This is a genomic window from Brevibacillus sp. SAFN-007a (assembly GCF_051967035.1).
GTDB lineage: Bacteria > Bacillota > Bacilli > Brevibacillales > Brevibacillaceae > Brevibacillus.
Genome location: NZ_JBQCKK010000005.1, coordinates 161,759 through 178,468 on the forward strand (window position 1 = coordinate 161,759; position 16,710 = coordinate 178,468).

Sequence of the window (16,710 nt, forward strand, 5' to 3'; positions counted from 1 at the left end):
TCTCGCTGCGGACGCGGCAGGGGTGGTTCCCGTACGCACCGTCATTCCCGCGGGCCGCTTACCTTCTGCCGGGGACGATTTGGCGGATTGCCGTTATTCACGGTCTGCTTAAAGCCTTCCAAAATTTTTAGAACCGAAGCAAAAAACGGAGAGCCGAACACGGCAATAATGCCCCACAGCCAGGTTCCTACCTCCCACGGATTGTCCACGTAGGCAGAATCCGCCCCGGTCAAGATCAGCGCCGGGTCCAGACCGAGCATGCCAAAAATCGCGCCGGCCGCCACAACCGAAATAAGCAGATTGAAAAAACGTTTGTAATGCATCAGACGCGCCGCCTGATTGTGGTCCTCCAGGCAGTCTTCCTTCGGTTCATAGTCTGTGGACAAAAACGGAATAACCGATTTGAACGCTTCTGTCACACCGGCAGCTGCGCTGGACACGGCCGTCACATAGACAAAAAAGGCAATGGATGAATCCAAGGTGACCATGCTGTTCCCCCCTTGTTACAACGTATGCAGGGAGAAGGGCCGCTAGCCAAAATCGCTGCTTGTTTTTTTCCTTGGCTATACGATAATTAGGAGAGGATTGGAAAATGACGAGAGGTGATATCGCTATGCACAATGATTCATTTGTTTGGAATCAATACGATCTGATTCGCCGGCTGTTTTTGGAGTCCGTGTCCAAAACGACGGAGGAAGAAGCCGACATCGTTCCGACGGGCTTCCGTAACAACATTCGCTGGAATGTCGGCCATATTTTTCTCACCCAGGGTTACTTGCTGTTCGGTCCCACCGGAGTGGAATGTCCGCAGTCCTATGCGGCTCTGTTTAGCCCGGGGACGAAACCGGCCGATTGGCAAGGCGACATCCCGTCCCTGGAGACGCTCCACGCCCAGTTGACCGAGCAGCATGCGCGTATCAAGGAGCGTTTGCAAGGCCGCTTGAACGAGCCGCTCCCGAAGCCGTTTGAACTCGGGGACAAGGGAGTCATGCACACGTACGGCGAAATGATGGTCTTCACCTTGTTCCACGAAGGCATGCACTTTAGCGCCATCTCTTCCTTGCGCAAAGCGATTGCCGCCGCCAAAGCCTAGCCTCTTTCGCTTGCAGCAGCCCAAAAAGCGAAACCGCTCCCAAATAGGGAGCGGTCCTTTGTCGAGCCCGATTGCGTATGGGGTTTTACCGGTTATTCTCTTTGGCACTTCAACCTCCATGAAAGAGATAGGTTACCCAAGGAATCGGTTACTGTCCATCCGACTTTCGTCGACTGCTTGTTCATGGTTATCCACGGATCTTCGCCTCCTGCAAGGCATTTCGCCGTTTCTGTTCATGAATCGTCGGGCTCGACACCTCTATTATGGCCAGGCAGCCGGTTCTCATACACGCTTTTTACAACAAATCGGCGGCCAGTTGGGCAAGCACGCTCCGCTCGCCTTTTTCCAGGCGAATGTGCCCGGCCAGCTTCTGATCCTTGAACACCTCGACCACGTACGTCAGACCGTTGTTGCTTTCGTCCAGGTACGGATGGTCGATTTGCTCCGGGTCTCCCATCAGGACGATTTTCGAGCCGTCCCCTACCCGCGTCAGAATCGTTTTCACCTCATGCTTCGTCAAGTTTTGCGCCTCGTCAATAATGATGAATTGCCCCGGAATGGAACGACCGCGAATATAGGTCAAGGCTTCTACTTGCAGGCTGCCCATCCCCGCCAAAATTTTATCGAGATCCCCTGGTCGCTTCGTATTGAACAAATATTCCAGATTATCATAAATCGGTTGCATCCACGGCCGCAATTTCTCTTCTTTCTCGCCGGGCAAATAGCCGATGTCTTTTCCTAAAGGAACGATAGGTCTTGCCACTAACAGTTTTTTGTACTTTTGCTGGTCTTCGATCTGCAACAATCCTGCTGCCAGCGCCAGCAACGTCTTCCCTGTCCCCGCCTTGCCCGTCATGGTCACCAGCGGGATATCGTCTCGCAGCAAAAGCTCGGTTGCCATCCGTTGCTGCACGTTTCGGGCCCGGATGCCCCAAATCGGATCGTCGTCTGAAACAAGCATTTCCAACATTTTTCCATCGGGGTCCACTTTTCCGATGGCAGAAATGGACGGGTTGCATTCGTCCTTCAGCACGAGAAACTGATGCGGATAAAAGCGATAGCGAGGGAAACAGGAGGCCAGTTGCAGCCTTCTCGTCGCGTAGTACGTTTTGATGATCTCCGAGGCGACCATCATTTTCTGATAGCCCGTGTAGATACTGGAAAATTCCCCCACCACACGATCGGAGAGAAAATCTTCTGCCGAAATGTTCAAAGCATCTGCCTTCACACGCATGAGCGCATCCTTGCTCACCAAAATGACGGGTCTGGGCTGTGGGGATTGGTTCTCCTCCTCCTGCAGGTTAAGGGCGACCGCCAAAATGCGGTTGTCGTTGGTCATTTCCGTAAATTGCTTTTGCAGTTGGTGAAGCGAGGAATGGTTCAGCTCCACCCGAAAGAGCCCGCCTGTCTCCAGGGTAATGCCTTTGTGCAAGTGACCCAGCTCACGAAAACTGTCAAAGAGCCGCGATACGTACCGTGCGTTGCGGCCAATTTCATCCATGTACCGCTTTTTGGAATCGATTTCTTCCAACACCACAGCGGGTATGACAATTTCGTTGTCAGCGAAAGAGAACATCGCCCGTGGATCTTGCAGGAGTACGTTGGTGTCCAGTACGTAGATTTTCTTCAAAATCTCGCCTCCTATTACCCTTCTTCTATACGGTATGCAATTTTTGGAGGGATGCTCAATTGTGGCGACGTGATGTACTACAGTCTATGTTCTGTCGGACAGAGATAGACGGCCCTTTGGCAGAATGAATTGGGGATGGGGGGACAAAATACAGGTAACCTGCCCTCCACTCAAGGAGGCATTACGGGAAAGGGAGAATGCGTGTGAAACGGATAATCGTCGGTTGCCTAGGCGCCAGCCTGCTTTTTTCAGGGTGCATGTCTAACAACAAGCCGCCAGCCAACCAGGCTGCGCCACAGCCCAACCAGCAAGTGCCTCATACCCAGCGCGTCCAGCAAACGGCCCCGGGACCTTCTTACAACCAATCTTCGCAAGCGACAGCCGATCGGCTTGTGCAATTGGCTACCCGCGTGAAAAAGGTCAACGGAGCGACAGCGGTCGTCCTCGGCAAGATCGCCGTCGTCGGGATCGATGTGGACGCCCATCTCGATCGGCCAGAGGTCGGCGTCATCAAGTACTCCGTTGCCGAAGCGATGAAAGAAGACCCGCAGGGCGCAAATGCGATCGTGACAGCCGATCCGGACATCGTCCAGCGGCTGAGGGAAATGGCTGCGGACATCCGGCGGGGCCACCCGATCTCGGGCTTTGCCGAGGAGTTGGCCGATATCGTCGGCCGCATCATTCCACAGCTGCCGCGCGACGTAAGGCAGCGGGAGGAAACGCCCTCGCAGGAAAATGAACAGCGCATCAATCAAAACGGCCGCTCTCTGCCGCAAGGAAACGACAAGATCAACGCAAACCGTACAGGCACCCCATAAACTCATAAAGAAAAGGAGGCATTCGCCTCGGGAGATTACGCCCGGGAAAATGCCTCTTTTTGCGTTGGGGCAGACTTCAGGGGCGGCAGCGCATCCAGTGCCTGCTTCAAGTCCGCCAGCAAGTCGTCCACGTCTTCCAGCCCTGCGGACAGCCGAATCAGGCCATCGGTGATACCGCGTGCTTCCCGCTCCGCCGCTGGCATCGCTGCATGCGACATCGTCACGGGATACGACAAAATCGTCTCGACCGCTCCCAGGCTCACCGCCACGATCGGCAGCTTCACCCGATCAAACAACGCCTTGGCCCGTTCGCGGCTCCCCACATCGAAGGACAGCACCGCGCCGTGACCGCTTGCTTGCCGTTTTTGGACGAGATGTCCCGGATGGTCAGCCAGCCCCGTATAGTACACGCGGTTCACGCCCGGGTGCGCTGACAGCCACTCCGCTAAAATTCCGGCTGATTTGGTGCTGACATCCAGCCGTGCCTTGAGCGTTTTCAACCCGCGCATCACCAGCCAGCAGTCCTGCACGCCAAGGATCGCGCCCATGCCGTTCTGAATCAGGTAAAGCTGCTCGCCGAGCGCGGCATCGCGCGTCACGGCCAGGCCCGCCACAACGTCGCTGTGCCCTCCAATAAACTTGGTCGCGCTGTGAATGACGACATCCGCTCCCAGCTCCAGCGGCCGCTGATAGTACGGCGTCAAAAACGTATTGTCGACAATCACGAGCAGCCCGTGCTCCTTGGCAACGGCGGACACCGCTGCGATATCGGTCACTTTCAGCGTCGGATTGGACGGCGTTTCGAGATACACCCCTTTGGTAGCCGGCGTAATCGCCTCGCGCACGGCCTCTGTGCGCGTGGCATCGACAAACGTAACGGAAATGCCCATTCTCGACAACACGCGGGTCAAAAAACGAAAGGTGCCGCCGTACACATCCTCCGCGACTACGATATGGTCGCCGGCCGAAAAGAGCATGAACACGCTGGAGATGGCCGCCATGCCGGAGGAGAAGGCAAAGCCGCGGGCGCCGCCTTCGAGAGCGGCAATCGCTTCCTCCAGGGCGTGCCTGGTCGGATTGCCGGAACGGGCGTAGTCATAAGCGCCTGGCTGGTCGAGGTCAAACTGGTGAAACGTGGATGCCTGGTAGATCGGAACCGACGACGCACCTGTAACCGGATCGATGCAGGCTGAGCCGTGAAGCAGCTTCGTTGCGAAGTTCATCGGACAGCCCCCCCAACAACGGCAAGGCTCGCGTCCAGCGCTTGAAACAGATCCGCGATCAAGTCTTCCGGATGCTCAATCCCTACCGACAGTCTCAGCAATCGGTCACACACGCCGACGTATTCTCTCACTTCCAGCGGCATGTCAGCGTGGGTCTGTGTCGCCGGATACGTACACAACGACTCGACGCCACCAAGGCTTTCCGCAAAAGAGACGAGACGCAAATGTTGCAAAAACAAGCCCACCTGCTCCGCAGACCGGACCCGAAAGGAAACCATCCCGCTAAAACCGCTTGCCTGACTCGCCTGGATCGCATGCCCGGGATGCTCTTCCAGTCCAGGGTAGAATACTTCGGAGACAGCCGGATGCTCCTGCAGCTTTTTCGCCACAGCCAGCGCGTTTGCCTGATGTCTTTCCATGCGCAGCGCCAATGTCTTCATGCCGCGTACCAACAGCCAGCTGTCTTGCGGGCCCAATACCGCGCCAATGGAATTGTGCAAAAACCGGATTTTTTCCGACAACTCCTCTCCTTTTGTCACGATCAGTCCGGCCAGCACATCGTTGTGGCCGCCCAGGTACTTCGTCGCGCTGTGCAGCACGATATCTGCGCCAAGCTCCAGCGGGCGTTGACAATACGGGGTCATGAACGTATTGTCGACAATCGTCAAAAGTCCATGCCGCTTTGCCAGCTCGGTGATTTGGCGAATATCGGTAATCTGCATGAGCGGGTTCGTCGGCGTCTCGACGAAGATCGCCTTTGTCTCGGCCCGCAGCGCGTTTTGCACCGCTTCCAGGTCGCGCAGGTCTACGTAGGTAAAAGACAGGCCGTAGCGGGAAAGCACCTGCTCGAACAAGCGATACGTCCCTCCGTACAAATCGAGCGACACAAGGAGATGGTCCCCCTGGGAAAACAATCCCATCACCGTATGGACCGCCGCCATTCCCGATGCGCAGGCAAAGCCGGCATCGCCTGATTCCGCCTCGGCAATCGCTTCTTCCAATACGGCACGGGTCGGATTTGCCGTACGTGTATAATCATAGCCTGTGCTCTGCCCCAATGCCGGGTGGCGGTATGCGGTGGCATAGTAGACAGGAAAGCTGATCGCTCCCGTTTTCTCTTCTCTGCCTACGCCTGCCTGAACTAATTTGGTTTCCAATCTCATACGCAACTCTCTCCCTCCCATGATGTGCGAGGGGCATGAAAAAAAGCCCCCTTTTCTCTGAAAGAAGGCTTTGTTTACGTCACCGTAAGCAAGACCTTCTCATCTTTCAGAGTTACATAACTCTGCAGGAATTAGCACCATTATCTCCCCGTATGAACGAACATACGGTTGATTGGTTGCCGGGCATCATCGGGCCAGTCCCTCCGCCTCTCTGGATAAGAAGTTTTGCTATTCAATTTGAATGACCTAATACTAAAGGATACGACGGTTTCTTGTCAACAGGATTTTCCATTATTGTGCAGAAGTCCGGATCAGGCGTTTTTCAGCGCGGTCATGACCTGATTGTCCAGCTTTGCGGCCGCATTTTTGTCGTACGTCTTTTCGTACTGCGGCTCTACGGAAATGCGCGAGCCGTAAAACATCACGTCCCGGACGGAGTCGATGGCAATCTCCACCACCGCCAGCTTCAGCGGAACGCCCTCCAGCCGCTCGGCTTTGAGCGCCGCGCGTCCGTTGATCGCAAAAGAGGAGCCAGCGCCGATCAGATGCAGAACGACCTGCGGCTCTTTGGCAATATTGGCGAGTATGCGCGAGCGGGTATCCACGGCAAAGCGGATGAGTCCGTTGTTCACCGCATATGTCCAGGACAAGGAACTGAGCGATGGCGCCCCTGTCTCGTGATCGACTGTGCCCAGTGTGACAAATCGCTCTTTTTGCAGGAGCGCGAACAGTTCTTCTGACAAGGTTTGGGATACGGTTTCAGCCATTCGGATGCCTCCTCGTAAACGTATGTACGTCTATTGTACCCTTCCTGTCTGACATTAGGCAAACGTTTCCTCCCCACCTTGCTTCTGCCTGTTTTTTTCCCTAAACTGGTAGATAACCCATGGAATCGGATAAGGAGGTTGGAAAAAGTGGCACCTACGCCTACAGATCGGCTGATGCAGCAAATCGACCAGGTCCTCCAGGAGTTGCAGGAAGTGCGGAAACTGAACGCGCGCATGGATAAAATCGCCCTGTTTCTGGAAGATATCCGGCTCGCAGACGTGATTCAAAACTACACTGCCCCGCGCAAGCTGCTCTGGATCAATTTCCTCGCAGGACTTGCCCGGGGTCTTGGCTTGACGATTGGAACAGCGATCATTCTCACGTTGCTCGGCTCGCTGTTGACTCAGTTTCTTTCGATCCCGATTCTCGGCGATTACATCCGCCAGCTGGTCGAGTATGTACAGACCTACAAGCAGCCGTAACTGCGCCTACTTGCCGCTTCTTTTGACGCGGTCCTCGTCATCGTCGTCGTCGCGATCGTCGTCACGGTCCCCCTCCCATTTGCCCTCGTGCTTTTTCCAGTAGCCGTAGGCTTTTCCATGGGGTTGGTTGTGGCTGTCCTTTTCCTTGTTGTCCCTGCCGCCATCCTTCTTTGGCGCATGGGTGATTTTCGTATGCAGCGCGATGTCTGCCTGTTTCACCAGCTTGCCTTTCGCATACAGCTCCAGACGGACGGTTTGGGCTGCCAGCGCACGGCTTTTATCGGAGAACGTCAGGCTGTATTCGCCTTTGTCGTTCGGCTTGATCTGCTTTTTCTTGCCGTCCGGGGTGACAACGACAAGCTTTTCGTCTTGTTTCGCATCCAAGCCCTTGACGGTGCCTTTGAGCTGAATCGCCTTTTTCTTCGGGTCGTACACCGCCGTTCCGGCAATGGCATAAGCCGCGCCAGGATCTTTGTCCGGTACGTTAATGACATCCACCGCGATCGTGTCGGCGTCGACTTTTTTCCCGTCTGCATATACCTCGATCAGCGCTTCGCCGCTCGCAGCCTTTGCCTTCACGTCCTTGACCGTCACGCTGAAGCTGTCTACGCCGTCCCACAGCTGCTTCGGCTTCGCCTCTGCTTGCGTACCGTTGTAGGAGACGACAACCTTGTCCGCTCCGCTTTTGACGACACCCTTTACCTGCCACTCGGCTTTTTTGGCATCGTACACCGAAAAGGCATAGATCAGCCTGTCTTTCTCTTCTTCAGCCTGCGGGATGAGCTTGACTTTTTCACTGTCCGCCAACAGACGGCCCGCATACGCCTGCACGGTTACATATTGCACGGAAGTCGATTGGGGCGTGGTGAAGCTGACGGTAAAAGATCGCTCGCTTGTCGGCACTGCCTCGATGCTGTCGCCGTTCGGCTTGGTGATGACAACCTTGGTCACGTCCGGCGTCACGATGCCTTTGATGTACACCTTTCCGTTCTCGGTTTGGGCGCTCACGCTGACCAGTTTCTCATCCGCCTGGGCGGGGCGAACCTCCAGCCAGATGTCGTCGTAATAGTCGCGATACACGCGCTCCCACTCCGTCTTGTTCGTTTCCATGTAGGTTTGCAGCTTGGTATTCAACTGGGTGGGTTCTACAATCAGGTACAAATGGTCGGCCTGGTTTTTCAGCAGCATGTTCAACGTGGCCGGATCGTTTTTGGCAAGCTGTTTCAGGTGATATCGGGTAACCTGCTTGCCTTCGTCGTTCATCACAACCTTGATCGCTGGCGCGTCGTTTGAACTGGCATCTGCAAAAATCGGGGTCAGGCAGCCGAGGAGTCCTGCCGCCGCAACCACCGCCAATACGGGCTTGTTCATGATCTTTTTCATTGGTGTCTCCCCCCTTGTATGTTTGCCACTCAGCCCTTGTCTCCTGCGGGCACCCATACAGACGAAACGATTTTTGCAAAAGTTGCACGGCGACCGAAAACACGTCTTCCTACCCACGAAAGCACGCTCTCCCGACAAAAAAAGACCCTCTCCGCCGCCGAACGAATCGGAGTCGGAAAGAGTCTTTTTTCACGTATTCCCTAGTTGTATTTCGGTTCGTTTTCAATCGCGACCAGCAACGACTCGACGGTTTCAGCCGGATATCTGCTTTCGAGCGGGGGTGCCGTTTCCTGCTTGGCGGAAAGGACGTACCAGCCGCCCTCCCGGCGATACGCAAGCTCGCTCAGCCCGTGGTCCTCCTGCAGCAGCTGCAAGAAAAACGCCGCCGTCTCCCCGGCCGACAGATCGTCCGGTCTCGCATCGGCCACCACTTGAATTTGCAGCCAGTTAAAGAGGGCATCATCACGTTTCACCAGGGCCGCCTCCCTTTCGTTCCGCTTGCTCCGGTTTGATTCTCAGCTTGACGATGACCAGAATGACAATCGCGACCAGCATGGCGCTCTTCACCGGGAGCTGCACGTCCAAAATGGCAAAGATCAGCGCCCCGACGAACAGGAGGAGGTACAGGAGCAAGGTTTTCAGGATCGGCATGCGAATCACCGTCGCAAATCCCAGGTAGTAGACGATAATTAATTGCACAAACAAAATCCAGGCCCGATTCTGGTCCGCCCACAGTCGAAAGCTGTCGTAGGCGCTCAGTTGATCCGGATTGGCCGGTACATAGGTGGAAGCAAGCTGTATCCAGTCCATTACATATCTCTCCTGTAAGGCAAAAGTCCGCGTCCTCTCACAGCAACGGGAAGGACCCGCGTTTTTGTATGTATCTTTTTTACTTTATCAGGTGATGGAATTCCTGTCAAAAAGGAGTAGCCTGCACTTGGCGCCTCGAACATGCTAGCCTGCCTTTTCGCGGACATGCTATGATGAGAGAGTCGCACACTTAGAAAAAGGTGGGAAAAACATGAGCCTGTACGATATTTCTGTCAAGACGATTTCCGGAGAAGAACAGACGCTTGCCGCATACAAAGGACGCGTCCTGTTGATCGTCAACACGGCCAGCCAGTGCGGATTGACGCCGCAGTACAAAGGCTTGCAGGAGCTGTACACGCGCTACGCGGACAAAGACTTCAGTGTTCTCGGCTTTCCGTGCAACCAGTTTGCCGCGCAAGAGCCTGGCAGCGAAGAGGAGATTGCGGCGTTCTGCGATCGCAACTACGGCGTGACCTTCCCGTTGTTTGCCAAAATCGACGTAAACGGCCCGACTGCCCATCCTCTGTACCAGTACCTGAAAGCCAACGCTCCGGAAGGCCAGGGGGAAGAGATCGAATGGAACTTCGCCAAATTCCTCGTGGACAAAGAGGGCCGCGTCGTCAAGCGCATCGGCGCCCGCGTCCAGCCGGAAGACGTGGCGGCTGACATCGAGCGCCTCTTGTAAAATTTGGATCACTCACCAACCAAAAAGCCGCTTTGCCCTCCGACGAAGGACAAAGCGGCTTTGATCGTTTCTCGCCAGGCGCTGTGCACTGACGCTTACGCTTGCGGCTGTGCTTCCCAGCGCTTTTGCTTTTCGTAGCGCTCGCGATCCGATTTGTTCAAATACTTTTTGCGCAGACGGACGGATTGTGGCGTAACTTCGCACAACTCGTCGTCGTTCAAATACTCCAGTGCCTCTTCCAGCGTCAAAAGGCGAGGCGTCTTCATTTTCACCGTCTCGTCCTTCGTTGCGGAGCGGACGTTTGTCGCGTGCTTCTCTTTGCACACGTTGACGGTCAAGTCGTTGTCGCGGTTGTGCTCGCCCACGATCATGCCTTCATAGACTTCCGTCCCCGGCGTAATGAACATGGTGCCGCGATCCTCGACAGACATCAGCCCGTACGTAGTGGCGGTCCCGGTCTCGTGGGAAATCAGCACGCCTGCATGACGTCCGCCCACAGCGCCCTGCACGAGCGGACGATAGCTGTCAAAGGAATGGTTGAGAATGCCGTATCCGCGCGTGATCGTCAAGAACTCCGTGCGGTAGCCGATCAGTCCGCGGGAAGGAATGATGAACTCCAGGCGCACCTGGCCAAAGCCATTATTTATCATGTTGACCATCTCGGCCTTGCGTTGGCCCAGCGTCTCCATGACAGCTCCGGTGTATTCTTCCGGCACGTCGATGACGAGGAACTCGGCCGGCTCCATTTTTTGGCCGTCGATCATCCGCACGATCACCTCCGGCTTGGACACAGCCAGCTCGAAGCCTTCGCGGCGCATGTTCTCCACCAGGATGGACAGATGCAATTCACCGCGTCCCGATACAATAAACGCATCCGGTGAATCGGTTTCCTCCACCCGAAGAGACACATCTGTCTCCAGCTCAGCCATCAGGCGATCGCGAAGCTTGCGGGAGGTGACGTGTTTTCCTTCGCGGCCTGCAAACGGGCTGTTGTTCACCAAAAACGTCATTTGCAGCGTCGGCTCGTCGATTTTCAGCAGAGGCAGCGCATCCGGGTGATCGACATGGCAAACGGTCTCGCCTACGTTGATATCGTCAATCCCGGCGATCGCCACAATGTCTCCTGCTCGCGCCGTTTTTTGTTCCACGCGCTGCAAGCCGGAGAAGCCGAACAGCTTTTGAATCCGCGCTTTTTTCACTTCGCCGTTGCGCGTGGTGACCGATACCATTTCATTTACATTCATGGTTCCGCGATAAATGCGGCCAATCCCGATACGACCCAAAAAGTCGTTATAATCCAGCATGGTTACTTGCATTTGGAGTGGTGCGTTTTCATCGGCATCAGGTGCAGGCATGTGTTCGACAATGGTGTCGAAAAGCGGACGAAGATCGCCTTCCAGTTTATCCGGCGCCAATCCGGCGATGCCCTGGAGACCGGAAGCGTAAACGATTGGGAAGTCCAGCTGCTCTTCCGTTGCATCCAGGTCGATAAACAGGTCGTATACTTCGTTGATGACTTCTTGAGGACGTGCGTTGTCGCGGTCTACCTTGTTCACGACAACAATCGGGGTAACTTTTGCTTCGAGCGCCTTTTTCAGGACGAAACGCGTTTGTGGCATACAGCCTTCAAATGCGTCGACAATCAAAAGGACGCCGTCCACCATGCTCATGATCCGTTCTACCTCGCCGCCGAAGTCGGCATGGCCTGGCGTATCCAAAATGTTGATGGTGAACTCTTTGTATTTGACGGACGTGGTTTTCGCCAAGATGGTAATTCCGCGTTCCCGCTCCAGGTCGTTGGAGTCCATCATTCTCTCCTCGATCTGCTGGTTGCTGCGGAATGTGCCCGATTGGATCAAAAGCTTGTCAACCAACGTTGTTTTTCCATGGTCAACGTGGGCGATGATGGCAATGTTGCGTATGTCAAGACGCTTCATGTGAACCTCCTCTGTTATGCATACCTTCCATATTAACAGGTCGTGAAACACCGCACAATGGGCATTTTTACTTCGGAACACTTCCGGATTGGCGTGAGCGACAATCGCCATACTAAAGGCAGGAGGTGGTCTGCCATGAGGAAAAACGGGCCAAGCTATTTCATCGGTTTGTTCTTGATTGCAGCAACAGCTGTCGGGTGCGCGTCTTCAGGCGCAGGACCTGACGCGGGGGCACAAACGCAAAGCAGCTCGCATCCCCAAACGCCGCTGACGCGCACAAGCATCGGTCACGACTTCAACGCCTATACGCACGGACAAAGCGTCCGCAACCCCCTCAAAGGGTACACCTCAACCGGCTTCCAGCAAGATTTGGCCGAGCAGCTGACAAAAGCGGCCGATGATGTTCCGGGCGTCGATCGGGCTACCGTGGTCGTTAACGGCCAGGACGCCGTCATCGGCATTCGCGTGCGCGACAATCTGGGCGAGCCGCAGGCAAACGTCATCGAGCAGCAGGTCTACTCTGCTTGCCGGGCGGTCTCGCCGACCTTGCGCATGCAGGTTTCGTCCGACCAGGCCGTGTTTGAGCGTGTGCGTGCGATCAACGCGCGGCTTTACGAGGACGCGACGCAACGCGCCAATGAGAGTATGCACGGACGCAGCGCGGCAGAGCAAAAAACAAGCACCGCCTCGACCGAATTCACCAGACTTCTGCACGATCTGCGCACGGCGCTCCAGCAGCCGCCGCGGTCATGATCGGGGACGTCTGTCACGTAAAAGAGGTGCGGACATGTCTCCCGCACCTCTTGAATCCTCTTTTCGATTGTTACTTGGTCACAACTTCCGCTACTTTGATTTCTGGCTCTACCACTTGGAGTTCACCCGTTCCGCGAACCAGTTTCTTCGCGTAGGTTTTCTCCGGCTTCAGCACAGACACCAAGTAGTCGATGGCAACTTGCGGATCGACTGTCTCGCCACAAGTGTAGCAATCCAGAGCGGCAAAACCGCGCTCAGGATACGTATGAATGGACAGGTGGCTTTCCGAGAGAAGAACCAGTACGGTAGCACCCTGAGGAGAAAACTGCTTCGCTTGCACGCTCAGCACTGTAGCTCCGCATGCCTCGGCAGCTTCAATCATTTCCTTTTTCAAAAATTCTGCGTCGTTCAACAAGTCAAACTGAACTCCCCATGTGTCAACGGCAACGTGTCTTCCGAAAGTCGAGTATTCCATCTTTCGGTTCCCCCTTCCTAGCAAGTGTAATGTTAAACATCGCTAGGACCTGCGTCATTCACTAACGGGGGCGGTTTCCCTCTTGTTATCCACCCTTTGAAGTGAATCCTGGTTCCTAATCCTGTTTCCAACGAAAACAACAATACCATGTATGTGCCTACTTTGACAATACCCTTTTTTTAAGAAAGTCCATGAAAAAAACGGGCACCGTCGGGCACCCGTTTTTTCTTGCGTATTTACACTTCTAATTCAAACAGCCGCTGCGACAACATCCCTAAACGCGTATCGATGACGGGAAGCTTCTCCGGGGCAGCTTCCTTTGCCCAGTTGCGCAAATCCAGCCAGCGATCCGTTTCCTGACGCAAGGACTCAATCTCTCTTTCGCTGCCTTCTTGCTGGAACAGTGCTTCCAGCTCGCTGGCGATATGTAGAGAGGTATCTTCAAAGACAGACGTCTCCTCGTCCCCCGACAGCTCCCGGATGCTCACGACCGATCCTTGATCGTAGTGGTACACCATCGTGAAGCCTTCGTAAATTCTGTGGACGATTCCGTAGCCCCGAAACGTTTTCATCGCTTTTCTCATCGCATTCGCCAGCTGCCGATCCCGGATGAGATAGGAGCTGTCGCACGAGTAGCGATTGCCGACGCGGCAGAAGCTCAGTTGGATTTCGCCGTTATGGTCAGTCAGGATCACGTCGCGGTCGCCGTTGTCGCATACTTTGACGTCAACTGAAATGTGTTCATTGGTGAAGAGCGAGACGAATTGGTTCAGCTCCTCTTCATTCACCGTAAAATAGGCCTTGGCGTAGTTGGTTGCTAAACGCTGTGCCATAAATATCTCCTCAATTCTTTTGGTTTCCGTGGGCCAGTTACGACCAAACTGTGTCCAAATGTAGAGGAGATACGCTAAGTGTCAACGAAGGAACGCTGTAGAACCTGGCCTTGCCCCGCGAATCGAAAGTCGATTTGGGTAATGAAGGCGGATCACCTACTTTTTGTTTTTCCGAAAAAAGCCATCCTTGACACCTTTATTATACAACAGCAGTCCGTAAAAGTCTTGATGAAAAAGCAGAAGAATTTGCACAAAAACACCGAATATCCGAAGCAGGACGCAGGGAGACGGAATGATCTCCCTGATTCATTCATATGCTTGCGGTTTCAAAAGAATTCACCGCGAGTCAGACAGCGGAATGGGACGTCATCGCCTTTTTGATGGCAGCCTGTTCTTCTTCGGACAAGTGGTAAGTGGATGTTCCCGCTTCAATCGGTTTGGCGTACACACGCGATTCTTCCCGACCGAAAATACTGGTAATCACCACACCGTTTTGGGCGTCATCCAGCATCGCCAAAGAAAAGCTGAGATCGCTGCCGACATCCCCGAAGGCGTTGTAGCGAATGACGGCCACCTTGCCGCACTGGGCTGCGATCCGCTGCGATAGACGATTGAGCGTAAACTGCTGATCGTTTTGCAGCTTTTTGACTTCATCCACCTGATCCAGCAGTCTGTGCAAGCCCTCCTCCAGGTTGGCTCCTCCGGTACCTGTCATCAGTCGGTTGATCGACTTGCGCAGGCGACTGATGCGAACCGATTGCAGGATGACGACGAAGAGCAAAATCAGAGTCAGCGCGATTGTCCCCACAAGCAAAATGGTGACAGGGGGAATGGGAGATAGGAATGGTTCCAAAGCATTTTCTTCCTTTCTGGTACATGCGTTGCAATAGGCAGTCAGAGCCTTCTCTATTGTAACTCCGCTTCGCCGCCCGTTCAAATAAAGTCTTCGGCAAATCGGAAATACGAAAATTTGCGCAACCAAAAAAAGCGACACCCTCATGGTTGAGATGTCGCTTTTTTCATTCCGTATGTCTATGTGTCAAGCTCATCGTCCTATCGTTATCCTCCAGTCTACCTACGCTTCCAATAGCAGCATTTCTCGACGAAGTCCTTGTAACACTTCCATGGATTTTTTTATTTGGGCCTGATCTTCTGCCTTTATCGCATCAAACAACGTCGCCAATTCATAATCGAGCTCCAAACGCAAAACCGGAATACGTTCCTCAGCGTCACGCCGTTTCAAGGCGGCAATCACTTGGTCCATCGTCACATTGCAGAATTTTTCGTAGATCATTTTTTTCTCAGCTCCTTTAATTTCCACTATTCTGACGACTTCACCGTACTGAACGTGCTTCATCAAGATGCAATCCTCTAACTTGACCTTGATGATGGCGTGCCCTTTTGCTTGTTCTACGAAGTGGTACAGCACCAGCGCCACTCGCGAGTCGTGTATGGGAACGCCTGCCACTTGCAGCTTGTAAGACCCGTTTAATCGCTGCATTTTCCAGTCGGAAAGGCCGTCTGTGGTGTTCACGAGGAGGTGAAACTGCTCGGGCGACTCCTTCCACGTGACGCTCACCCCCGCTTCAACCAGGGCCTGCACCATCGCGTGCAATGTCTTGCGATCAAACCAAACCGCCAGATTGTCATACTCCAATTCCACGCCGAGATTCATCCAGGCCCCTCCCGTTGACAGAATACTCAGATTTCATTTTGGCTGTAAGGGAGTGAGTGGTATATCATATTATTCACGCTTCCGTTTTGCTATTCGTATCCCGGCAAGTATTTTTTTCCTGCGTGGTATGATATCATATGGAGGATTTCAAGCTCCCTTGACAAGGACGTTCGCCCTTTTCTTTTGCGTGACTTTCGATCATGGATAAATGAGGTGTTTGTTTCATGACTGCGTTTTCCGGCTTTCGCCCAGAAGATTTTGATGTGTTTGCGGTTGAGGGACTCGATCAGCGAATGGACGCGATCAAGACCGTGATTCGCCCCAAACTTGAAGCGCTTGGTCACTATTTTGCGCCCGTTTTGTCAGCCGCCACCGGCGATGAGATGTTTTACCATGTAGCCAAGCATGCCCGCCGCACCGTGAATCCGCCTTCCGATACGTGGGTGGCCTGGGCCCCTGACAAACGCGGGTACAAAAAGCATCCGCATTTTCAAATCGGCCTGTGGCAAACGCACTTGTTTGTCTGGTATGCCGTCATTTACGAAGCCCCGGCCAAGGCCCAGATCAGTCAGTCCTTCAGCGCGCATCTGGACGAAATCATGAGGCTGGTGCCCGCTCATTTTCACTGGTCCCCGGATCACACCTTGCCCGCCAGCACTTCCCAGGCTGAACTGGGCAAAGCCGGTGTGCAAAAGCTGGTGGACAGGCTGGCGCAGGTCAAAAAAGCGGAACTGCTCTGTGGCTTGACCATTGATCGTCGCGATCCGGTGCTTGCTGACCCGCAGGCGCTCTTGGGACGACTCGAAAACACGTTTGCCGTTCTCAGCAAGCTGTACACAATCGGTGCAATGGGTCGGTAAGCTTTTGGTTATCGCCTCCCTGACATTTGATAAAAATATATGCAAAAGAACAGGTCCGCTTTCTTGAAAAGCCTTTGCCTGTTCTTTTGTTTTTTTGCCTGCCGGCCACAGGCGGCGGCATC

The 16,710-nt window shown here is 54.3% G+C and carries 19 protein-coding genes and 1 riboswitch; of the genes, 6 read left to right on the forward strand and 13 right to left on the reverse strand.

Translation table 11 applies throughout. The features are described 5' to 3' along the window. Positions 1-41: 41 nt before the first annotated feature. Positions 42-488, reverse strand: a complete 447-nt coding sequence (locus ACTHO6_RS08710; RefSeq protein WP_440241153.1) for a hypothetical protein — start codon at positions 486-488, stop codon at positions 42-44. 104 nt (positions 489-592) lie between these two features. On the opposite strand from ACTHO6_RS08710, the gene ACTHO6_RS08715 reads away from it, so the two are divergent. Further along, a complete protein-coding gene (locus ACTHO6_RS08715) occupies positions 593-1,093 on the forward strand; it encodes a DinB family protein (protein WP_440241154.1) in 501 nt (166 codons plus the stop codon). A 295-nt stretch (positions 1,094-1,388) separates the two neighbouring features. Here the strand turns inward: ACTHO6_RS08715 and ACTHO6_RS08720 are convergent, their stop codons facing one another. Next, positions 1,389-2,723, reverse strand: a complete 1,335-nt coding sequence (locus ACTHO6_RS08720; RefSeq protein WP_440241155.1) for a PhoH family protein — start codon at positions 2,721-2,723, stop codon at positions 1,389-1,391. A gap of 197 nt (positions 2,724-2,920) precedes the next feature. Here ACTHO6_RS08720 and ACTHO6_RS08725 point away from each other — a divergent pair, with 197 nt between their 5' ends. Further along, the gene (locus ACTHO6_RS08725; protein ID WP_440241156.1) at positions 2,921-3,541 is read left to right on the forward strand and encodes a YhcN/YlaJ family sporulation lipoprotein; all 621 of its coding nucleotides are present in this window, start codon (positions 2,921-2,923) and stop codon (positions 3,539-3,541) included. A gap of 35 nt (positions 3,542-3,576) precedes the next feature. Here ACTHO6_RS08725 and ACTHO6_RS08730 read toward each other — a convergent pair whose 3' ends face one another. From ACTHO6_RS08730 to ACTHO6_RS08740, 3 genes are all read right to left on the reverse strand, one after another. Continuing rightward, on the reverse strand, positions 3,577-4,764 hold the full coding sequence (locus ACTHO6_RS08730) for a trans-sulfuration enzyme family protein (RefSeq protein ID WP_440241157.1): 1,188 nt from the start codon (positions 4,762-4,764) through the stop codon (positions 3,577-3,579). Continuing rightward, on the reverse strand, positions 4,761-5,927 hold the full coding sequence (locus tag ACTHO6_RS08735) for an aminotransferase class I/II-fold pyridoxal phosphate-dependent enzyme (RefSeq protein ID WP_440241158.1): 1,167 nt from the start codon (positions 5,925-5,927) through the stop codon (positions 4,761-4,763). Before ACTHO6_RS08735 ends, ACTHO6_RS08730 begins: the two co-directional genes overlap by 4 nt. 96 nt (positions 5,928-6,023) lie before the next feature. Further along, positions 6,024-6,149: riboswitch (SAM riboswitch) on the reverse strand. Positions 6,150-6,238: 89 nt separating this feature from the next. After that, on the reverse strand, positions 6,239-6,694 hold the full coding sequence (locus tag ACTHO6_RS08740; RefSeq protein WP_440241159.1) for a pyridoxamine 5'-phosphate oxidase family protein: 456 nt from the start codon (positions 6,692-6,694) through the stop codon (positions 6,239-6,241). A gap of 174 nt (positions 6,695-6,868) precedes the next feature. Here ACTHO6_RS08740 and ACTHO6_RS08745 point away from each other — a divergent pair, with 174 nt between their 5' ends. After that, a complete protein-coding gene (locus ACTHO6_RS08745; RefSeq protein WP_440241232.1) occupies positions 6,869-7,177 on the forward strand; it encodes a DUF5665 domain-containing protein in 309 nt (102 codons plus the stop codon). A gap of 6 nt (positions 7,178-7,183) precedes the next feature. Here ACTHO6_RS08745 and ACTHO6_RS08750 read toward each other — a convergent pair whose 3' ends face one another. From ACTHO6_RS08750 to ACTHO6_RS08760, 3 genes are all read right to left on the reverse strand, one after another. After that, positions 7,184-8,560 (reverse strand): hypothetical protein, encoded by a 1,377-nt coding sequence (locus ACTHO6_RS08750; protein ID WP_440241160.1) that lies wholly within the window; start codon positions 8,558-8,560, stop codon positions 7,184-7,186. A gap of 200 nt (positions 8,561-8,760) precedes the next feature. Then, positions 8,761-9,033: a hypothetical protein gene (locus ACTHO6_RS08755; RefSeq protein ID WP_440241161.1), complete on the reverse strand. Its 273-nt coding sequence runs from the start codon at positions 9,031-9,033 to the stop codon at positions 8,761-8,763. Then, a complete protein-coding gene (locus tag ACTHO6_RS08760; RefSeq protein WP_440241162.1) occupies positions 9,023-9,370 on the reverse strand; it encodes a YlaH-like family protein in 348 nt (115 codons plus the stop codon). The genes ACTHO6_RS08755 and ACTHO6_RS08760 overlap by 11 nt, the downstream gene beginning before the upstream one ends. A 211-nt stretch (positions 9,371-9,581) precedes the next feature. Here ACTHO6_RS08760 and ACTHO6_RS08765 point away from each other — a divergent pair, with 211 nt between their 5' ends. Then, positions 9,582-10,055, forward strand: a complete 474-nt coding sequence (locus tag ACTHO6_RS08765; protein WP_440241163.1) for a glutathione peroxidase — start codon at positions 9,582-9,584, stop codon at positions 10,053-10,055. Positions 10,056-10,150: 95 nt separating this feature from the next. On the opposite strand, the gene typA is transcribed toward ACTHO6_RS08765, so the two are convergent. Beyond that, a complete protein-coding gene (gene typA / locus ACTHO6_RS08770; RefSeq protein ID WP_440241164.1) occupies positions 10,151-11,992 on the reverse strand; it encodes a translational GTPase TypA in 1,842 nt (613 codons plus the stop codon). Positions 11,993-12,127: 135 nt separating this feature from the next. Between typA and ACTHO6_RS08775 the strand changes: the two genes are divergently transcribed. After that, positions 12,128-12,745: a YhcN/YlaJ family sporulation lipoprotein gene (locus ACTHO6_RS08775; RefSeq protein ID WP_440241165.1), complete on the forward strand. Its 618-nt coding sequence runs from the start codon at positions 12,128-12,130 to the stop codon at positions 12,743-12,745. Positions 12,746-12,815: 70 nt separating this feature from the next. Here ACTHO6_RS08775 and speD read toward each other — a convergent pair whose 3' ends face one another. The 4 genes from speD to ACTHO6_RS08795 form a co-directional block, all read right to left on the reverse strand. Beyond that, positions 12,816-13,220, reverse strand: a complete 405-nt coding sequence (gene speD, locus ACTHO6_RS08780) for an adenosylmethionine decarboxylase (protein ID WP_440241166.1) — start codon at positions 13,218-13,220, stop codon at positions 12,816-12,818. 236 nt (positions 13,221-13,456) lie between these two features. After that, positions 13,457-14,053 (reverse strand): hypothetical protein, encoded by a 597-nt coding sequence (locus ACTHO6_RS08785; protein ID WP_440241167.1) that lies wholly within the window; start codon positions 14,051-14,053, stop codon positions 13,457-13,459. Between the two features lie 346 nt (positions 14,054-14,399). Then, on the reverse strand, positions 14,400-14,906 hold the full coding sequence (locus ACTHO6_RS08790; protein ID WP_440241168.1) for a DUF4446 family protein: 507 nt from the start codon (positions 14,904-14,906) through the stop codon (positions 14,400-14,402). A 222-nt stretch (positions 14,907-15,128) separates the two neighbouring features. Continuing rightward, positions 15,129-15,728 (reverse strand): hypothetical protein, encoded by a 600-nt coding sequence (locus ACTHO6_RS08795; protein ID WP_440241169.1) that lies wholly within the window; start codon positions 15,726-15,728, stop codon positions 15,129-15,131. 224 nt (positions 15,729-15,952) lie between these two features. Between ACTHO6_RS08795 and ACTHO6_RS08800 the strand changes: the two genes are divergently transcribed. Next, positions 15,953-16,588 carry a YktB family protein gene (locus tag ACTHO6_RS08800; RefSeq protein ID WP_440241170.1) on the forward strand — a complete coding sequence of 212 codons (636 nt, stop codon included), beginning with the start codon at positions 15,953-15,955 and terminating at the stop codon, positions 16,586-16,588. Positions 16,589-16,710 lie beyond the last annotated feature (122 nt).

Bases quoted from the DNA above. Each gene is read 5' to 3' on its own strand.
- ACTHO6_RS08710 (WP_440241153.1), bottom strand. From the start codon at position 488: ATGGTCACCTTGGATTCATCCATTGCCTTTTTTGTCTATGTGACGGCC.
- ACTHO6_RS08715 (WP_440241154.1), top strand. From the start codon at position 593: ATGACGAGAGGTGATATCGCTATGCACAATGATTCATTTGTTTGGAAT.
- ACTHO6_RS08725 (WP_440241156.1), top strand. From the start codon at position 2,921: ATGCGTGTGAAACGGATAATCGTCGGTTGCCTAGGCGCCAGCCTGCTT.
- ACTHO6_RS08730 (WP_440241157.1), bottom strand. From the start codon at position 4,764: ATGAACTTCGCAACGAAGCTGCTTCACGGCTCAGCCTGCATCGATCCG.
- ACTHO6_RS08735 (WP_440241158.1), bottom strand. From the start codon at position 5,927: ATGAGATTGGAAACCAAATTAGTTCAGGCAGGCGTAGGCAGAGAAGAG.
- ACTHO6_RS08740 (WP_440241159.1), bottom strand. From the start codon at position 6,694: ATGGCTGAAACCGTATCCCAAACCTTGTCAGAAGAACTGTTCGCGCTC.
- ACTHO6_RS08745 (WP_440241232.1), top strand. From the start codon at position 6,869: ATGCAGCAAATCGACCAGGTCCTCCAGGAGTTGCAGGAAGTGCGGAAA.
- ACTHO6_RS08750 (WP_440241160.1), bottom strand. From the start codon at position 8,560: ATGAAAAAGATCATGAACAAGCCCGTATTGGCGGTGGTTGCGGCGGCA.
- ACTHO6_RS08760 (WP_440241162.1), bottom strand. From the start codon at position 9,370: ATGGACTGGATACAGCTTGCTTCCACCTATGTACCGGCCAATCCGGAT.
- ACTHO6_RS08765 (WP_440241163.1), top strand. From the start codon at position 9,582: ATGAGCCTGTACGATATTTCTGTCAAGACGATTTCCGGAGAAGAACAG.
- typA (WP_440241164.1), bottom strand. From the start codon at position 11,992: ATGAAGCGTCTTGACATACGCAACATTGCCATCATCGCCCACGTTGAC.
- ACTHO6_RS08775 (WP_440241165.1), top strand. From the start codon at position 12,128: ATGAGGAAAAACGGGCCAAGCTATTTCATCGGTTTGTTCTTGATTGCA.
- speD (WP_440241166.1), bottom strand. From the start codon at position 13,220: ATGGAATACTCGACTTTCGGAAGACACGTTGCCGTTGACACATGGGGA.
- ACTHO6_RS08785 (WP_440241167.1), bottom strand. From the start codon at position 14,053: ATGGCACAGCGTTTAGCAACCAACTACGCCAAGGCCTATTTTACGGTG.
- ACTHO6_RS08795 (WP_440241169.1), bottom strand. From the start codon at position 15,728: ATGAATCTCGGCGTGGAATTGGAGTATGACAATCTGGCGGTTTGGTTT.
- ACTHO6_RS08800 (WP_440241170.1), top strand. From the start codon at position 15,953: ATGACTGCGTTTTCCGGCTTTCGCCCAGAAGATTTTGATGTGTTTGCG.